This window comes from Rhizobium sp. PAMB 3174, assembly GCF_052908375.1.
In genome coordinates, this window is record NZ_CM128608.1 from 1,333,607 (window position 1) to 1,351,200 (window position 17,594).

At 62.9% G+C, this 17,594-nt stretch carries 12 protein-coding genes; 9 read left to right on the forward strand and 3 right to left on the reverse strand.

Features of this window, described 5'->3' with window-relative positions:
* Nucleotides 1-20: 20 nt before the first annotated feature.
* Both ACU5AY_RS06360 and ACU5AY_RS06365 read right to left on the reverse strand, forming a co-directional pair.
* Nucleotides 21-3,176, reverse strand: a complete 3,156-nt coding sequence (locus tag ACU5AY_RS06360) for an efflux RND transporter permease subunit (protein WP_446828432.1) — start codon at nucleotides 3,174-3,176, stop codon at nucleotides 21-23.
* On the reverse strand, nucleotides 3,173-4,324 hold the full coding sequence (locus ACU5AY_RS06365; protein ID WP_446823888.1) for an efflux RND transporter periplasmic adaptor subunit: 1,152 nt from the start codon (nucleotides 4,322-4,324) through the stop codon (nucleotides 3,173-3,175). Before ACU5AY_RS06365 ends, ACU5AY_RS06360 begins: the two co-directional genes overlap by 4 nt.
* A gap of 315 nt (nucleotides 4,325-4,639) precedes the next feature.
* On the opposite strand from ACU5AY_RS06365, the gene ccoG reads away from it, so the two are divergent.
* The 9 genes from ccoG to ACU5AY_RS06410 all read left to right on the forward strand — a co-directional run bounded on the left by ccoG (nucleotide 4,640) and on the right by ACU5AY_RS06410 (nucleotide 16,680).
* Nucleotides 4,640-6,226, forward strand: a complete 1,587-nt coding sequence (gene ccoG, locus ACU5AY_RS06370) for a cytochrome c oxidase accessory protein CcoG (RefSeq protein WP_446828433.1) — start codon at nucleotides 4,640-4,642, stop codon at nucleotides 6,224-6,226.
* Complete coding sequence (locus tag ACU5AY_RS06375) at nucleotides 6,223-6,717, forward strand: FixH family protein (RefSeq protein ID WP_446828434.1); 495 nt, start codon at nucleotides 6,223-6,225, stop codon at nucleotides 6,715-6,717. The genes ccoG and ACU5AY_RS06375 overlap by 4 nt, the downstream gene beginning before the upstream one ends.
* Before the next feature lie 22 nt (nucleotides 6,718-6,739).
* Nucleotides 6,740-9,055 carry a cation-translocating P-type ATPase gene (locus ACU5AY_RS06380; RefSeq protein ID WP_446828435.1) on the forward strand — a complete coding sequence of 772 codons (2,316 nt, stop codon included), beginning with the start codon at nucleotides 6,740-6,742 and terminating at the stop codon, nucleotides 9,053-9,055.
* The gene (ccoS, locus tag ACU5AY_RS06385; protein WP_446823892.1) at nucleotides 9,052-9,210 is read left to right on the forward strand and encodes a cbb3-type cytochrome oxidase assembly protein CcoS; all 159 of its coding nucleotides are present in this window, start codon (nucleotides 9,052-9,054) and stop codon (nucleotides 9,208-9,210) included. The genes ACU5AY_RS06380 and ccoS overlap by 4 nt, the downstream gene beginning before the upstream one ends.
* Before the next feature lie 94 nt (nucleotides 9,211-9,304).
* Entirely contained in the window at nucleotides 9,305-10,738 is a 1,434-nt protein-coding gene (gndA, locus tag ACU5AY_RS06390) for an NADP-dependent phosphogluconate dehydrogenase (protein ID WP_446828436.1), read from the forward strand.
* 46 nt (nucleotides 10,739-10,784) lie between these two features.
* Nucleotides 10,785-13,205, forward strand: coding sequence for a glycosyl hydrolase 2 galactose-binding domain-containing protein (locus tag ACU5AY_RS06395; RefSeq protein WP_446828437.1), 2,421 nt, complete (start codon nucleotides 10,785-10,787; stop codon nucleotides 13,203-13,205).
* A 281-nt stretch (nucleotides 13,206-13,486) separates the two neighbouring features.
* On the forward strand, nucleotides 13,487-13,849 hold the full coding sequence (locus ACU5AY_RS06400) for an RcnB family protein (RefSeq protein WP_446828438.1): 363 nt from the start codon (nucleotides 13,487-13,489) through the stop codon (nucleotides 13,847-13,849).
* Between the two features lie 137 nt (nucleotides 13,850-13,986).
* Nucleotides 13,987-15,039: an L-glyceraldehyde 3-phosphate reductase gene (gene mgrA, locus ACU5AY_RS06405; protein WP_446828439.1), complete on the forward strand. Its 1,053-nt coding sequence runs from the start codon at nucleotides 13,987-13,989 to the stop codon at nucleotides 15,037-15,039.
* Between the two features lie 30 nt (nucleotides 15,040-15,069).
* Complete coding sequence (locus ACU5AY_RS06410) at nucleotides 15,070-16,680, forward strand: glycoside hydrolase family 43 protein (protein ID WP_446828440.1); 1,611 nt, start codon at nucleotides 15,070-15,072, stop codon at nucleotides 16,678-16,680.
* A 3-nt stretch (nucleotides 16,681-16,683) separates the two neighbouring features.
* Here ACU5AY_RS06410 and ACU5AY_RS06415 read toward each other — a convergent pair whose 3' ends face one another.
* Nucleotides 16,684-17,592 (reverse strand): zinc ABC transporter substrate-binding protein, encoded by a 909-nt coding sequence (locus ACU5AY_RS06415; RefSeq protein WP_446828441.1) that lies wholly within the window; start codon nucleotides 17,590-17,592, stop codon nucleotides 16,684-16,686.
* Between the last annotated feature and the right edge of the window lie 2 nt (nucleotides 17,593-17,594).

Here is a 17,594-nt window from a genome sequence, read left to right on the forward strand (position 1 = left end):
GGTTCTGATCGATCCGCTGGTTAGTGCTGCGGATCGGCCTTTGCCCCATGCGGGACATGGGCGGTGTCGTGCTCGTCGACCTTCTTCGGGTCCTTCCAGGCGATCAGCCGGTAGAACATCGGGATGAAGAAAGTGGCGATGAAGGTCGCTGCCAGCATGCCGCCGATGACGCCGGTGCCGATCGCGTGCCGGCTTGCCGAACCGGCACCGGTGGAGATCGCCAGCGGCACGACGCCGAGGATGAAGGCGAGCGAGGTCATGACGATCGGCCGGAAGCGCAGCCGGGCTGCCTCCAGGGCTGCATCGACCGCGCTCTTGCCCTCCTGTCGCTTCAAGACGGCGAATTCCACGATCAGGATCGCGTTCTTCGCCGCCAGGCCGATCAGAGTGACCATGCCAATCTGGAAGTAGACGTCGTTCGTCAGCCCGCGCAGCATTGTCGCCGCCAGTGCGCCGAAGAGGGCGAACGGGATCGCGGTGATGACGGCGAGCGGCAGGCTCCACTTTTCGTACTGCGCCGCCAGGATCAGGAAGACCATGATGACGCCAAAGATCATCGCCTGGTTGCCGGAGCCGCTGGTTTCGAGCTCCTGGTAGGCGGAGCCCGTCCAGGCAATGCTGTAGCCGGTCGGAAGCGTTTCCTTCGCAACCGCCTGCATGGCCTTGATCGCGTCGCCGGAGGTGTAGCCGGGTGCCGGCTCGCCGGTGATCTTCGCCGCGATGAAGGCGTTGAAGCGTTCGAGCTGGTCCGGCCCGACGATGCGCTCGACGGAAACGAGCGAGTCGAGCGGGATCATCTTGCCGCTGTCTGAGCGTACGAAGACCTGCCGGAGATCGCTCGGCGATTCACGGAAGAGGGCTTCGGACTGCAGGTTGACCTGATAATTGCGGCCGTAAAGCGTGAAGTCGTTCACGTAGAGGCTGCCGAAGGTCGCCTGCATGGCTTCGAACACCGAGTTGATCGGCACCCCAAGCGCCTTGGCCTTGGCACGATCGAGATCGGCCCGGAACTGCGGCACGTTGGCGTCGAAGGTGGTGCGAACATTCGTCAGCTCCGGACGCTTTGCCGCGGCGGCGACGAGCTTCTGGGTCTGGTCGGCAAGACCGGCGACGCCCTGGCCGGTGCGGTCCTGCAGGTAGGTTTCGAAGCCACCCGTGGTCGACAGGCCGAGGATCGGCGGCGGGTTGAATGTGAGGATCAGGGCGTCCTTGATTCCCATGTTCATGCCGATCAGCGGGCCGGCGAGGTTGCGGGCGTCAAGATTGGGCGTCTTGCGCTCGTCCCAGTCCTTCAGCGTCACGAATGCCGTTCCGGCATTGGTCTTCAGGCCACCGGAAATGAGATCGTAGCCGGCGACCGAGAAGACGTCCTTGACGGCCGGATGCTGGCGGGTGATCTGGCTCGACTGTTCCATGGCCGCTTCGGAGCGGGTCAGCGATGCTGCCGGCGGCAGAATGCCGATCTGGAACAGCACGCCCTGGTCCTCGGAAGGGACCAGCGATCCGGGCAGGGTGGTGAACATGTAGGCCGTCGCGCCGAGCAGGCCGCAGACGAGAACGAGGCCGACCACGAAGCGCTTGAGGAGGAAGCGTACCCCGGCCGTGTAGCCCGCCGTGACGCTGTCGAAGAACCGGTTGAAGATGCGGAACGGCAGAAGCGGTTCCTGATGGCCGGGCTTCAGGATGAGCGCGCAGAGCGCCGGCGTCAGTGTCAGGGCGACGATGCCGGACAGGACGACGGAGATGGCGATCGTCACGGCGAACTGCTTGTACATGGCGCCGGCGAGGCCGCCCATGAAGGAGACCGGGATGAACACCGCGCACAACACGAGCACGATCGCGATGACCGGACCGGTCACTTCGCTCATCGCCTTGATCGCAGCCTGCCGTGGCGGCAGCTTTTCCTGCGACATCAGACGTTCGACGTTTTCCAGCACCACGATCGCGTCGTCGACCACGATACCGATCGCCAGCACAAGTCCGAAGAGGGTCAGAAGGTTGATCGAGAAGCCGAGGATGTAAATACCGGCGAAGGTGCCGATGATCGAGATCGGCACGGCGATGACCGGGATCAGGGTCGCCCGCCAGTTCTGCAGGAAGATGAAGACGACGGCGACAACCAGGATGATCGCCTCGATGAAGGTATGGATGACTTCCTCGATGGAGACCTGGATGAACTTCGTCGTGTCATAGGGGATCTGGTAGGTAATGCCCTCGGGGAAGGCGGTCTTCAGCTCTTCGAGCCGGGCCCTGACGCCGCTCATGGTGTCGAGCGCATTGGCGCCGGACTGCAGGTAGATCAGGATCGGGATCGCCGGCGTGCCGTTGAGGGTGCTCGAAACCGCGTAGCTCTTGGTTCCGAGTTCGATGCGGGCGACGTCCTTCAGGCGAAGGGTCGCGGCGTTCGAATCCGACTTCAGGATGATATTGCCGAAGGCGGCGACGTCCGGAAGACGGCCTTGCGTGGTGACGGAGTAGGTGAAGGCCAGATTGTTGGGATCGGGCTGGTCGCCGAAACGACCGGCGGCGAATTGGGCATTCTGTTCGCGGATCGCATTGGAGACATCGCTTGGCGTCAGGTTGAACTGCGCCAGCTTGTCCGGCCTCAGCCAGATGCGCATCGAGTAGTCGATGTCACCGAGAAGCTGCGCGTCACCGACGCCGGGCACGCGCTTGAGATCGTCGATGACGTTCAGGAGCGCATAGTTGCCGATGTAGGTCCGGTCGTACTTGTTGTCCGGGGAGTACATGGCGACGAGGCCGAGGATCGACGTGGAGCGCTTTGCGACCACGACGCCCAATCGCGTCACATCCTGGGGCAGGGTGGACGTCGCGCGCTGGACGCGGTTGTTGACATCGATCGCCGCCTGGTCGGCGTCGGTGCCGAGGGCGAAGGTGACGGTCAACTGCATCGTACCGGCATTGGTGCTGGACGATTGCATATAGAGCATGTTCTCGACGCCGTTGATCTGCTGCTCCAAGGGGGCGGCGACGGTCTGGGCGACGGTTTCGGCGCTGGCGCCCGGATAATTGGCAGAGACCACCACCTGCGGCGGCGTCAGTTCCGGATACTGGGCGATCGGCAGCAGCCGAAGCGTGACGAAGCCGGCGAGAACGATGACGATGGAGATGACGGCGGCAAAGACTGGCCGGTCGATGAAGAAGCGGTAATTCATTTGCTTTCCGCCACCTTCTCGGCGTCGGCGGCCGGTGTCGCCTGAACCGGTCCACCCGGACGCACCTTGATGATGCCCTCGACGATCAGCTTGTCGCCCGCCTTGAGGCCGCTGTCGACGATCCAGCCCTCGGTGACCTTGCGGTCGAGCGTGACGGGAGAAATCTTGGCGTTGCCGTCGTCACCGACGGTGTAGACGAACTGTCCCTTGGCGCCCTGCATGAGGGCGACGTCTGGGATGAGGATGGCGTCGTCGAGCGAGACGCCGGTCACCGTGGCGCGCACGAACTGGCCGGGAAGGAGACGCTTTTCCGGGTTTGCGACGATGGCGCGCGCCTGCAGCGTGCCGGTCTCGACGTCAATCGACGAGGAGGTGAAGTCGACGGCTGCCTTCTTGTCATATTTGGTGCCGTCGCCGAAGGAAATGTCGACGGTCAGCTTGGGCTCCTCGCCCTTGGCCTTGCGCATGTCGAGCAGGTGGCGGACTTCCGCGGCCTCGCTGTCGGAAAAGGAGAAGTTGACGTAGACCGGATCGAGCTGCGTGATGCTGGTCAGGAACTCGCTGGCGCTCAAGAGGCTGCCTTCCGGCACTTGCTGAAGGCTGGTGATGCCCCCGATCGGCGCGGTCACCGACGTGTAACCGAGGTTCAATTCCGCGGTCTGCACCGTCGCGCGGCCGGCGGCGACCGTCGCCTCGGCCAGTTCGCGGGATGAAATGGCGTCGTCACGGGACTTTTCGCTGCCGACCTTCTGGTCGAACAGGCTGGTGGCGCGTGCCTCTTCGCGCTTGGCCTGGTCGAGCTGGGCCTGTGCCTGCTGCAATTGCGCCTTCGCCTGCGCCAGCGCGGCCTCGTAGGGAGCCGGATCGATGTTGAAGAGGATATCGCCCTTCTTGACCTCGGAGCCCTCGATGAAATTGCGCTTCAGCAGGATGCCGCCGACGCGGGCGCGGACCTCCACCTTGCTGTAGGCAGAGATGCGGGCGGCATACTGGAATGTCAGCGGAACCGTTTGCGGCTTGATCTCGAGCACCGTGACGGCGGGAGGCGGCGGCGCCTGCTGGGACATCGCCGGAAGGGCTGTCAGCACGCCCGTGAGCATGGCGAGACCCGCGGTCAGACCGGTCTTCTTCGTCAAATTTCGAAACATCAATGATCACCTTGACTGAATATGTGAGGCTGAAAAATCGCTTTGAAGCGGGGCATGTTGCGGCGCACTTTATAAGGGCGGCATTTTGGATGTAAATAATCATTTGATTAAACGTGGAGAAAATGGGGCAAAAGCCGAGCCCGGTTGTGGCAAGTTGGCATCACCTCCGTTCGCTTCGACACGATCCGAAAGCATCATCGGCATTTGTATTCACAATTTCATATGTTTGTGACGCTTTGCCGCAGCTTGACATAAGTCAAGGCGGCAAGCCGGTGCCGATGGGAGAAAGGCGACAGATTCACGAGGTCTGTTTCCATGAACATTTACACGTCGGACAAGCCGGAAACCCAGGCGGAAGACGTCGAGCGGCTCGAAGCACAGCCGGTCAACTCCGCCAAGGTCCGCAAGCCGCTCTACGAGGCGCGCAAGAAGATCTTTCCGAAGCGCGCGGAAGGGCGATTCCGCCGGTTCAAATGGATCGTGATGCTGATCACGCTCGGCATCTACTATCTGACGCCGTGGCTGCGCTTCGATCGTGGTCCCTATGCGCCGGATCAGGCGGTGCTGATCGATCTCGCCAACCGGCGTTTCTACTTCTTCTTCATCGAAATCTGGCCGCAGGAGTTCTTCTTCGTCGCCGGCCTGCTGGTGATGGCCGGGTTCGGCCTGTTCCTGATCACGTCTGCCGTTGGCCGCGCCTGGTGCGGCTATACCTGTCCGCAGACCGTCTGGGTCGACCTCTTCCTCGTCGTCGAGCGAGCGATCGAGGGAGATCGCAATGCGCGCATGCGCCTCGACAAGGCGCCGTGGAGCTTCGACAAGCTCTGGCGGCGGGTGAGCAAGCACGCGATCTGGATCCTGATCGGCATTGCCACGGGCGGTGCCTGGATCTTCTATTTCGCCGATGCGCCGTCGCTTGCCCTGAGCTTTGTCGAGGGCAACGCCCCGGCCGTCGCCTACATGACCGTCGCCATCCTGACGGCGACCACCTATGTGTTCGGCGGGCTGATGCGCGAGCAGGTCTGCACCTACATGTGTCCCTGGCCGCGCATCCAGGCGGCGATGCTGGACGAGAACTCGCTGGTCGTCACCTATAACGACTGGCGCGGCGAGCCTCGTTCGCGCCATGCCAAGAAGATGGCGGCTGCCGGCCAGCCGGTCGGCGACTGCGTCGATTGCAATGCCTGCGTGGCGGTCTGTCCGATGGGCATCGACATTCGCGACGGCCAGCAGCTCGAATGCATCACCTGCGCGCTTTGCATCGACGCCTGCGACGGCGTCATGGACAAGATCGGCAAGGAGCGCGGCCTGATCGCCTATGCGACGCTGGACGAGTACCAGTCCAACATGGCACTTGCTACCAGCAACGGCGCCCTGCCGATCACGCCGTCGAACATCCGCGCGGAGGACGGCACGTTCAACGACAAGATCCGTCATTTCAACTGGCGGGTGATCTTCCGCGCCCGCACGCTGCTCTACATGGGCGTCTGGTCCGCCGTCGGCATCGGGCTTCTGGTGGCGCTCCTGTCGCGCGACCGGCTGGGGCTCAACGTCCTGCACGACCGAAACCCGCAATATGTGATGGAGTCGGACGGTTCGATCCGCAACGGCTACACGCTGAAGATCCTCAACATGATCCCCGAGCCACGGGTGATCTTCCTGTCGATCGAAGGGCTGCCGGGCGCGACTATGAAGGTCAACGGCATCGACCAGCCGGAAGGCGTCAGCTTCGCCATCCCGGTCCAGCCGGACAGGGCCGACCCGTTGAAGGTGTTCGTGACCGTGCCGAAGGAGCGCATCTCGGGTGCCGTATCCGAATTCCACTTCATCGCCGAAGACAAGTCGAGCTTCGAGAAGGACAGCTACGAAGCCGTCTTCAACGCCCCGGAGGGTACGAAATGAGCACCGCCATCAATTCCAAACGGGAATCCCGCTTCACCGGCTGGCATATGCTGGCAATCATGGTCAGCTTCTTCGGCGTGATCATCGCGGTCAACTTCACCATGGCCTATTTCGCCAGTTCCAGCTGGAGCGGTCTGGTGGACAAGGACACCTACGTCGCCAGCCAGAAGTTCAATGCTCGTGCGGCCGCCATGCGGGCGATCACGGAGACCGGGGTGAAAGGTGTTCTCACCGTCAACAGCCCCGATGTCCATTATGCGCTGGCGATCCCCGGCGAAGGGCCGGTGGTGGCCGATGACGTGACGGCGAACTTCCGCCGTCCGGTCGGCGAGCACCAGGACTTCTCGATGGCTCTGACGCCGATCGGCCCGGGCGAGTTTACCGCCACGCATGACATTCCCGCTGGACAGTGGATTGTCGAGATCATTGCGAAGCGCGGCGAGGACGTGGTGATGCACGAAGCCCGCCGTTTCTACGTGAAACCCAACTGAAACCCCAAGGGAGCATGACCCGATGAGCTGCTGCGCGCCGGGAACCGAAGCCGCACTGGAAGCCGAACAGGCCAGCCACAGCCTGCCTTCGCGCGAGGAACTGTGGCTCGCCTCCCGTGATCTGGGGCAGGGCGAGCGCCAGACCGATCTCAGCGTGCCCGGCGTCTATTGCGGCGCCTGCATCTCGACGGTCGAAAACGCGCTGCGGAAGCAGAAGGGCATCGTGCGCGCCCGCGTGAACCTGTCTTCCAAGCGGGTCTCGTTCGTCTGGCGCGAGGAGGTCGATGGACGACGGACCGATCCGCTGACCTTTGCCACGGCAATCGCCAATACCGGCTATGAGGCGCATCTCTTCGTGCCGGGCGAGGACGAAAGCCGCGGCATGCTGAACCAGCTGCTGCGCGCCGTCGCGGTTGCCGGCTTTGCGGCGGCGAACATCATGCTGCTGTCGGTCTCCGTCTGGTCCGGGGCCGAAGCCGCGACGCGCGACATGTTCCACTGGATCTCGGCGATGATTGCCGGGCCGGCGCTCATCTATTCCGGCCGCTTCTTCTTCATCTCCGCCTGGGGCGCGCTGAAGCATGGCCGCGCCAACATGGACGTGCCGATCTCGCTCGCCGTCATTCTCGCCTATGGCATGTCGCTGTGGGAAACCATGCATCACGGCGCGCATGCCTGGTTCGACGCATCCGTCACGCTGCTCTTCTTCCTGCTGATCGGCCGCACGCTCGACCACATGATGCGCGACAGGGCGCGTTCGGCGATCACCGGACTGGCGAAACTGTCGCCGCGTGGGGCGATGATCATCACGGATGAGGGCGGCCGCGAATACCGTCCGATCGAGGATGTACGGCCGGGCGACAGGATCGCCATTGCCGCCGGCGAGCGCGTGCCGGTCGATGGCGTGATCGAAAGCGGCGTCAGCGATCTCGACAAGTCGATCGTCACCGGCGAGAGCGTGCCGGTGAGGGCCGCGGCGGGAGACGCGCTGCAGGCCGGCGTCGTCAACCTGACCGGCCCCATCGTCCTGAAGGCGACCGCGACGGCGCGCGACTCGTTCCTGGCTGAAATCATCGGCCTGATGGAATCGGCCGAGGGGGGCAGGGCGCGCTATCGTCGCATTGCCGACCGGGCTGCGGAAATCTATGCGCCTGCCGTTCATCTGCTGGCCTTTGGTGCCTTCCTGTTCTGGGGGCTTTATGGTGGCGACTGGAAGCAGGCGCTTTTGGTGGCGATCGCCGTGCTGATCATCACCTGCCCCTGCGCGCTCGGGCTGGCGGTTCCTGTGGTCCAGGTCGTTGCTGCCGGCCGTCTGTTCAAGAACGGCATCATGGTCAAGGACGGCTCGGCGATGGAACGGCTTGCCGAGATCGACACCGTCCTCTTCGACAAGACAGGCACGCTGACCGCCGGACGGCCGGAACTGGTCGGCAAGGACGAGATCAATGCCGGCTATCTCGATATCGCCGCGGAGCTCGCCAGACATTCCAATCATCCTCTGTCGGCTGCGCTGGCACGGCACGGCCGGGCGAGCGGACAGCGCTTCGATGCCATTCGGGAGGTTCCCGGCGCCGGCCTCCAAGCCGAAACGGCCGAGGGCGTCTACCGGCTCGGCAGCCGTCTCTTCGCCTGCGGTGCGGGTGCCCATGCGGACACGTCGGCGGAGGCCTATTCGGAGGTCGTCCTGTCGCTCGATGGTGGCGAATTGCAGGTGTTCCGTTTCCGCGACCACATGCGCGCCGATGCCGGCCGGGCTCTCGCGGAGCTTGCCGGAAAGGGCATTCGCACCGCGATGATCTCGGGCGACCGCGAGCCGGTGGTGAAAGCGTTTGCCGCGCGTCTCGGCATTTCCGACTGGAGAGCCGGCATGTCGCCGAAGGACAAGGCGGAGCATTGCGCGCGGCTGAAGGAAGAGGGACGCAGCGTGCTGATGGTCGGCGACGGCATCAACGATGCGCCGGCGCTGTCGGCGGCGCATGTCTCGATGGCCCCGGCGACGGCCGCCGATATCGGCCGGCAGGCCGCGGACTTCGTCTTCATGCATGAAAGCCTCGAAGCCGTGCCGCTGGCGATCGCCGTGTCTCGGCGTGCCGGGCGGCTGATCCGCGAGAATTTCGGTCTCGCGATCGTCTATAACGTCATCGCAGTGCCCATCGCGCTGATGGGGCTGGCGACGCCGCTGATCGCCGCCATCGCCATGTCGTCTTCGTCCATCATCGTCGTCCTGAACGCGCTGCGGTTGAACCGGCTCGGCCGTGCGAGGGCGCAGGAAGACGCAAAGCCCAAGGCCGGTTCGACGGCAGCGCCGAGGGTGGATGCCAAGGCGGCTTTGTCATGAGCAATCTCGTCCTTCTGATCCCGATTGCGCTGTTTCTCGGCGGTCTCGGTCTCTTTGCCTTCCTCTGGTCGCTGAAGAGCGGCCAGTACGAGGACCTCGACGGGGCTGCCTGGCGCGTGCTCGACGACGATGACGACAGGCCGGCGGCCGGTTGAGATCACAAGTTATTCAATCGATTATTTTGACACTTGTCGTCTCGGACCCTAAGTGCCACAACTCCCCCCGCAAGACTCTAGGGAGATTGAAGACGTGGAACAGGCAGAAATCGGTTTGATCGGTCTCGGTGTCATGGGTGCGAATCTCGCGCTCAATATCGCCGAAAAGGGCAACAAGATCGCGGTGTTCAACCGGACCGTCGAGAAGACGCACGAGTTTTTCAAGGACGCGGGCGCGCTTAAAGACAAGATCATTCCTTGCGAGACCATCGAGGATTTCGTCGCCGCCATCCGCCCGCCACGGCCGATCATCATCATGATCAAGGCCGGCGAGGCCGTCGATCAGCAGATCGAGCACCTGAAGCCGTATCTCTCCTCCGGCGACATCATGATCGACGCCGGCAATGCCAATTTCCGCGACACGATGGCCCGTTTCGACCGGCTGAAGGACACCGGGCTGACCTTCATCGGCATGGGCGTTTCCGGTGGCGAAGAGGGTGCACGCCACGGCCCGTCGATCATGGTCGGCGGCACGGAGGCCTCCTACAAGCGCGTCGAGAAGGTGCTGACGTCGATTGCCGCCAAGTATGACGGCGATCCCTGCTGCGCCTGGCTTGGCGAAAACGGTGCCGGCCACTTCGTCAAGACGATCCACAACGGCATCGAATATGCCGACATGCAGATGATCGCCGAAATCTACGGCGTCCTGCGCGACGGCTTCGGCAAGACGGCTGGCGAGATGGCCGACGTCTTCGGCGAATGGAACAAGGGTCGCCTCAATTCCTACCTCATCGAAATCACCGAAAAGGTGCTGTCCGCCGCCGATCCGATTTCCGGCAAGCCGATGGTCGACATGATCCTCGACAAGGCCGGCCAGAAGGGCACCGGCAAGTGGTCGGTGATCGAAAGCCAGCAGATGGGCATTCCGGCGACCGCGATCGAGGCAGCGGTGGCTGCACGATCGTTGTCATCGATGAAGGGCGAGCGCGAAGCGGCCGAGAAGATCTTCGGCCTCGAATCCGCGTCCTATCCGGCGAGCTACGGCCCGGACCTGCTCAAGGACCTCGAACTGGCGCTGTTTGCCGGCAAGATCGGCGCCTATGCGCAAGGCTTCGCCGTCATGTCGGCTGCGTCAAAGGAATTCGACTGGTCGCTGCCGATGCCGGTGATCGCCAAGATCTGGCGCGCCGGTTGCATCATCCGTTCGCAGTTCCTCGATGAGATCACCAAGGCGTTCACCGAGACGCCGGATGCGGCGAACCTCGTCGTCACGCCGGCCTTCTCGGCCATGCTGAAGGAATCGCTGCCGAGCCTGCGCCGCGTTGTCACCGCCGCGCTTGCCGCCGGCCTGCCGGTTCCGGCGCTTGCGTCGGCGCTCACTTATTTCGACAGCTACCGCCGCAGCCGTGGCACGGCGAACATGATCCAGGCGCAACGCGATTTCTTCGGCGCGCATGGTTTCGACCGCGTCGACGGCGCCGACAGCCACCATGGTCCGTGGGGCAGCGGGGCAGGAGCGGGGGCGTAAGGCCCCGGTTCCGACGATACTACACTGACAACCTTGGGAGGGGATCATGACGGTCGATCTGGCTGGAGAATGGCGGCTGAGCGATGGCGAGCATGCCGTCGCCATATCACTTCCCGGTGACGTCCACTCGGCGCTGCAGGCGGCGGGCGTGATCCCAGACCCCTATGCCGGCCGCAACGAGGAGGTCGTGCAATGGGTGGCGCATCGCGACTGGACGCTGGAGCGCAGCTTCACGCTCGATGACGTCGACGGCGACTGGTATCTCGACGTCGACTATCTCGATACGGTCGCGACTGTTACGGTCAACGGTGTCGTCGTGCTCGAGGCCGACAACTGCTTCCGCCGCTATCGTCCCGACGTGACGAAGGCGCTGAAGGCCGGTGAGAACACCATCCGCATCGTCATCCATTCCAGCATTGCCGTTGGTGCGGAGCGGCAGGCGGCGCAGCCCTTCTACATTCCCTACCAGCAAGCCAATTCGCCGATCCCCAACGGTAACATGCTGCGCAAGCCGCAATGCCATTTCGGCTGGGACTGGAACATCGCGATCGCGCCGCTCGGTGTCTACGGCACCATTGCGCTGAAGAAGCTGGAGACCGCCCGCATCGAGCATGTCGAGACGCGGCAGGTCTGGGACGAAGACGGCGTCGACCTGCATGTGTTAGTGACGGTCTTCGCTGCCGAACCGGGCATCCTGCCGGTGCATTTGGATCTCGACGGCGAACGGGTACGACTCGATTGTGGGATCGCGGCCGGCGAGACTGTCATCCGCCACGTCTTCCGCGTCGACAATCCGAAGCGCTGGTGGCCGGCGGGAAGCGGCGAGCAGGCGCTGTCGACGCTGATGGTCGGCACGGCTGCCGAAAGCGTGACGCGGCTTATCGGCTTCCGCGAAGTGGAGCTGGCGACGGACAAGGACGAGGCCGGCAGCCGCTTCGTCCTCAAGGTCAACGGACGCGAGATCTTCTGCCGTGGCGCCAACTGGATCCCGGCGGATGCACTGTTCTCGCGCACTAGCCCGGAAAAGACGGAGGCGCTGCTGCAGGCTGCTGCCGACGCCAATATGAACATGGTCCGTGTGTGGGGCGGCGGTTTCTACGAGCATGACTGGTTCTACGACATGTGCGACCGGCTGGGGCTGATGGTCTGGCAGGACTTCATGTTTGCCTGCAATCTCTATCCGTCGACAGACGACTTCCTCGACAATGTTTCCGCCGAGGTCGACTACCAGGTCCGCCGGTTGATATCGCATCCGTCGATCGTCCTTTGGTGCGGCGACAACGAACTCGTTGGCGCGCTCACATGGTTCAAGGAATCGTTGGCAGATCGCGACCGCTATCTCGTTTCCTACGATCGGCTCAACCGGACGGTGGAGCGCGCGTTGAAGGCTGCCTCGAAGGCTGCCATCTGGTGGCCGTCGAGCCCGGCGTCCGGCTATCTCGACTTCAACGACGCCTGGCACGCCGACGGCTCCGGCGACATGCACTACTGGTCGGTCTGGCACGAGAACAAGTCGTTCGACAATTACCGCACCGTTCGCCCGCGCTTCTGCTCGGAGTTCGGCTTCCAGTCCTATACGTCGATGCCGGTAATCCGTGACTTCGCGGCGGAAAAGGACATGAACATCGCCTCGCCGGTGATCGAGCTTCACCAGAAGAATGCCGGCGGCAACGAGCGGATTGCCGGAACGATGTTCCGCTATTTCCGCTTTCCGAAGGATTTTGAGAATTTCGTCTATCTGAGCCAGGTCCAGCAGGCGCTGGCGATCAGGACCGCCGTCGATTTCTGGCGGTCGCTCAAACCGCACTGCATGGGCACGCTTTACTGGCAGCTAAACGATACCTGGCCCGTCGCATCCTGGTCCAGCCTCGATTATGGCGGCAGCTGGAAGGCGCTGCATTATTTCGCCCGCCGCTTCTTCCAGCCGCTAAACGTCGCGGCCATCCCCTCCGAGGATGGCGCCGAGATCGTGCTTTCGGCCGTCAATGACACGGGCGATGCGCTGACCATGGACCTGTCCCTCGATGCCGTATCGCTGGATGGGCGCCGGCGGTCCTTGCGCTCCGTGACTGTGGACGTGCCGGCCGACAGGGCAGTTGCAGCCTGCACCTTGCCGGTTGACGCGCTTGCGTCGGGAGAGCTCCTGTTCTGGCGTTTCAGCGGGGCGAACGGGATGACCGGCGAGGGGCACTACTGCCACGGCACCTACAAGGCGCTGGAGCTTGAACCGGCGGGGCTTGTGGTCGAGCAGAAGGTGCTGCAAGACGGTGTTGTCGAGGTGATCGTCCGTGCCGAAGGTCTCGCGCTGTTCGTGTCGCTCGAAGCCGATGTTGCCGGCGCGTTCAGCGACAATGTCTTCGACCTGACTGCCGGCGAAGCAAGGACGGTTCTGTTCACGCCGGCAGTTGCCGGGACGCGGGCGACGGTTTTGCTGCGCGATCTCCAGTCCTGCTATTCCGCGACGTAAACTTGTCTTCGTAAGGGAACCTTACGACGATTCGGGCGTTCTTTGTCCTGCAGGCCGCAATGCAGCACGTGCTGCCGCAAAGCGGTCTGCGAGATATCTTGATTTTCATCCCGAGAGCTCCTCCATCGGGCAGCCGCGATGTTTTGCGGTGGCTTGGGGACTCGCGTAATTTTTAGAGATTCCAGATAGTTGCATTACCTATTTGTAATCTTCCCGTTCAGTTACGGTTCATCATTTAGCCGCTAGCCTCGGCTCATCAACAAAGGGAAAGGAAACACCCCATGAAAGCGATATTTGCAGCCCTTATCTCCGCTTCGGTCCTTGGCGCTCCGATGGCTTTCGCCGCTCAGCCGCACATGCAGACGACGACGAAGACCACGTGCCGCGAAAACCCGCGCATGACCGTCTGCAAGGAAACGACCGTCAAGCACAAGAAGAATGGCGAGACGAAGAAGGTCGTCAAGAAGTCCTATAAGCGCGGCCACCGCCTCGACCGCCACGACTACCGCGTCGCTTCCCGTGACGAGTGGCGCCGCCATCACCTGAACGCCCCGCCGCGTGGTCAGGAATGGGTGGTCGTCGACGGCCGTTACATGCTGATCAACAGCAGCACGCGCCTGATCATCAGCATCTTCGGCAACTAAGGCCGACCTCACGGAGGCGGATTTCGGTCCGCCTCCAGATCCTCTGAAATCGTTTTCAAAAATTTCTTCGGCAGTGGTTCCCAATCGGATGCGCGCGCACTAGTTTAGCCGCCAAACCGACGAGGGAGGAAACACTCATGGCGTGGCACCCGGCCGAAGACCGATACGAGAAGATGAAGTACAACCGCTGCGGAAATTCCGGCCTGAAGCTGCCGGCGATTTCTCTCGGTCTCTGGCACAATTTCGGCAACGACACGCCCCATTCGACCAAGCAGGACATCTGCCACAAGGCGTTCGATCTCGGGATCACCCATTTCGACCTCGCCAACAATTACGGCCCGCCGGCCGGTTCCGCCGAGACCGCCTTCGGCGAAATCCTGCGCAGCGACTTCCGTGGCTATCGCGACGAGATGATCATCTCGTCGAAGGCCGGCTACCTGATGTGGCCGGGACCCTACGGCGAGTGGGGTAGCCGCAAGTACCTGATCGCCTCCTGCGACCAGAGCCTGAAGCGGATGGGCCTCGACTATGTCGACATCTTCTATTCCCACCGCTTCGATCCGGACACCCCGCTGGAAGAGACCTGTGCTGCGCTCGATCATATCGTGCGATCGGGCAGGGCGCTCTACGTCGGCATCTCGTCCTACAATTCGCGCCGGACGCAGGAAGCCGCGGAAATCCTGAAAAGCCTCGGCACGCCGTGCCTCATCCATCAGCCGAGCTATTCGATGATCAATCGCTGGATCGAGGAGGACGGCCTGATCGACACGCTGAAGTCGCTCGGCATGGGCTCGATCGTCTTCTCGCCGCTTGCCCAGGGCATGCTGACGTCGAAATACCTGAACGGGATTCCCGAGGGTAGCCGGGCGGCCCAGGACAAGTCGCTTAATCCCGACTTCCTGAACGAGAAAAACCTTGAAAACATCCGCGCGCTCAACCGCATCGCCGAGCGGCGCGGCCAGACGCTGGCGCAGATGGCGATTGCCTGGGTACTGCGCGAAGGCCGCATCACCACTGCGCTGATCGGTGCGAGCCGGGCCTCGCAGGTCGAGGATTGCGTCAAGTCGCTCGACAATCCCGATTTCACTGCAGAAGAACTGGCCGAGATCGATCGCCATGCACGCGAGGCGGACATCAACCTGTGGGCCGCGTCGGCCGAACGGAAGGGACCGCAGCGCAAGAAGAAGTAAGATCCAAGGGGCCTTTGGGAGGAGACCTTCATGATACGCAATCCGATCCTGCCGGGGTTCAATCCGGATCCGTCGATCTGCCGGGTTGGCGATGACTACTACATTGCCACCTCGACCTTCGAATGGTTTCCGGGTGTGCAAATCCACCACTCTCGCGATCTGGTGAACTGGCGATTGGTGCGGCGGCCGCTGGAGCGGGCAAGCCAGCTCGACATGCGCGGCAATCCCGACAGCTGCGGTATCTGGGCGCCGTGCCTTTCCTATGCCGATGGGCAGTTCTGGCTCGTCTACACCGACGTCAAGCGGCTCGACGGTTCCTTCAAGGATGCGCACAACTATATCGTCACCTCGCCATCGATCGAGGGCGAGTGGTCCGACCCGGTCTACGTCAATTCGTCCGGCTTCGATCCGTCGCTGTTTCACGATGACGACGGCCGCAAGTGGTTCATGAACATGCACTGGAACCATCTGCCGGTGGCGCACGGCACAATCGGTGGTAACACCGCCTTTGACGGCATTCTGCTGCAGGAGTGGGACGCCGAAACGAAGAGCCTCAAGGGTCCCATCCACAACATCTATGCCGGCACGGATCGCGGGCTCGTCGAGGGGCCGCACGTCTTCAAGAAGAACGGCTGGTATTATCTGACTACTGCCGAGGGCGGCACGGGTTACGATCACGCGATCACCATGGCGCGGTCGCGGTCGATCACCGGCCCCTACGAGACCCACCCGGACAAGCATCTGTTGAGCGCCAAGGGCCATGGCGACGCGCCCTTGCAGCGGACCGGGCACGGACAATATTTCGAAACGCCGGACGGACGTCCGGGAACGACCTTTCTCTGCGGCCGGCCGCTGTCGCCGCTTCGCCGCTGCACGCTCGGCCGCGAGACCGGGCTGGAGGCCTGTGTGTGGAAGGAGGACGGCTGGCTCTATCCGCTGAGCGGTTCACCGGTCGCGCGGCTGGAAGTGCCGGAACTTTCCGGCGCAGCACAGGTGGAAAAACCCACGGTGATCGAACATGTCTTCGATACGCCCGACCTGCCCGACGATTTCCAGTGGCTGCGAACACCGGCGCCGGAGCGCATCTTCAGCCTGAGCGACCGTCCCGGACGGCTTCGGCTCTACGGGCGCGAGAGCATCGGTTCCTGGTTCGAGCAGGCGCTGGTTGCGCGGCGGCAGGAGCATCATTGCTTCAGGGCCGAGACGACCCTGGAATTTTCGCCGGACACCTACCAGCAGATGGCGGGGCTCACGCATTACTATAACCGCAACAAGCTCTTCGCGCTGGCCGCGACGGTGGATGCGGAACTCGGGCCTTGCCTGACGGTGCTCGCCTGCGCCGGCGATCCGTCGATGAAGCTTTCCTATCCCGTCGGCATGGGTATTTCGGTGCCGGACGGGCCGTTGCATCTGGCGATGGAGGTACGGGACAACGATCTGCGCTTCTTCTGGAAGCTGGACGGTTCCGACGACTGGAACGCGATCGGCCCGGTGCTCGACGCAAGCGTCGTCTCGGACGAGGGTGGGCTTGGCGAACACTGCTCGTTTACCGGCGCCTTTGTCGGCATGTTCGCCTTCGACATGACGGGCAGAGGGAAACCGGCCGATTTCAGCCGGTTCCTGTATCAGATCCTCGAGTGAGGTTTACGATTGGCTGCCAAGGCAGTCGTTGAGCGATGTCGCGAGGTTGTGCAGCAGGGTGAAGTAGAGGTCCGGACCGTCGGGAATGGCGGCGCCGAGCGGATCTAGGGTCGAAGCCTTGGCGTTCGTGCCCTCCATGACGACGCTGACGAGCTTCGGCTCGAATTCCGGTTCGGCGAAGACGCAAGTGGCGTTGAGACTGGCGATCTTGTCCTGGATTTCCTTGATGCGGGCGGCACCCGGGGCAGTCTCGGGGCTCACCGTGATCGAGCCGGCCTCGTTCACGCCGTAGCGCTTCTCGAAATAGTGATAGGCATCGTGGAAGACGATGAAGGGCTTGTCCTTGATGGGCGCCACGATCGTGGTGATCTGCGCGTCCAGTTCGCCGAGCCGCTTTTCAAGCTTGGCCTCGTTGGCGCGGTACTTCGCTGCGTTTTCGGGATCGGCCTTTTCCAGCGTGGCGGCCATGTCGCGGGCAATCGCCTTGGCATTTTCCGGGTCCAGCCACAGATGCGGATCATAGGCGCCGTCGTCGTCGCCGTCATCATCCGCTTCGAACGTGCCGCCTTCGCGCGGCTGAAGCTTGATCAGGCCCTTGGCCTCGTCGAGCTGGGTCACGGTCGCGTTGCCGGCGAGAGAGGAGAGCGGCTTTTGGAGGAATGCCTCCAGCGTCGGCCCGACCCAGAAAATGACATCCGCCTTCTGCAGCTTCTCGGCGTCCGACGGCTTCAGCGAGAATGCGTGCGGCGAGGAGGCGCCGTCGACGATGATGCCGGGCTTGCCAATGCCTTCCATGAGGGCGGCTGCCAGCGAGTGGATCGGCTTGATCGAGACCACGACATTCGGCGCGGCTGCGGCCTGGCCGGCGGCAAACAGAATGGCTGCAGAGGCGAAGAGGGAGGTGAATTTCATGG

Bases quoted from the DNA above. Each gene is read 5' to 3' on its own strand.
- ACU5AY_RS06360 (WP_446828432.1), bottom strand. From the start codon at position 3,176: ATGAATTACCGCTTCTTCATCGACCGGCCAGTCTTTGCCGCCGTCATC.
- ACU5AY_RS06365 (WP_446823888.1), bottom strand. From the start codon at position 4,324: ATGTTTCGAAATTTGACGAAGAAGACCGGTCTGACCGCGGGTCTCGCC.
- ccoG (WP_446828433.1), top strand. From the start codon at position 4,640: ATGAACATTTACACGTCGGACAAGCCGGAAACCCAGGCGGAAGACGTC.
- ACU5AY_RS06375 (WP_446828434.1), top strand. From the start codon at position 6,223: ATGAGCACCGCCATCAATTCCAAACGGGAATCCCGCTTCACCGGCTGG.
- ACU5AY_RS06380 (WP_446828435.1), top strand. From the start codon at position 6,740: ATGAGCTGCTGCGCGCCGGGAACCGAAGCCGCACTGGAAGCCGAACAG.
- ccoS (WP_446823892.1), top strand. From the start codon at position 9,052: ATGAGCAATCTCGTCCTTCTGATCCCGATTGCGCTGTTTCTCGGCGGT.
- ACU5AY_RS06395 (WP_446828437.1), top strand. From the start codon at position 10,785: ATGACGGTCGATCTGGCTGGAGAATGGCGGCTGAGCGATGGCGAGCAT.
- ACU5AY_RS06400 (WP_446828438.1), top strand. From the start codon at position 13,487: ATGAAAGCGATATTTGCAGCCCTTATCTCCGCTTCGGTCCTTGGCGCT.
- mgrA (WP_446828439.1), top strand. From the start codon at position 13,987: ATGGCGTGGCACCCGGCCGAAGACCGATACGAGAAGATGAAGTACAAC.
- ACU5AY_RS06410 (WP_446828440.1), top strand. From the start codon at position 15,070: ATGATACGCAATCCGATCCTGCCGGGGTTCAATCCGGATCCGTCGATC.
- ACU5AY_RS06415 (WP_446828441.1), bottom strand. From the start codon at position 17,592: ATGAAATTCACCTCCCTCTTCGCCTCTGCAGCCATTCTGTTTGCCGCC.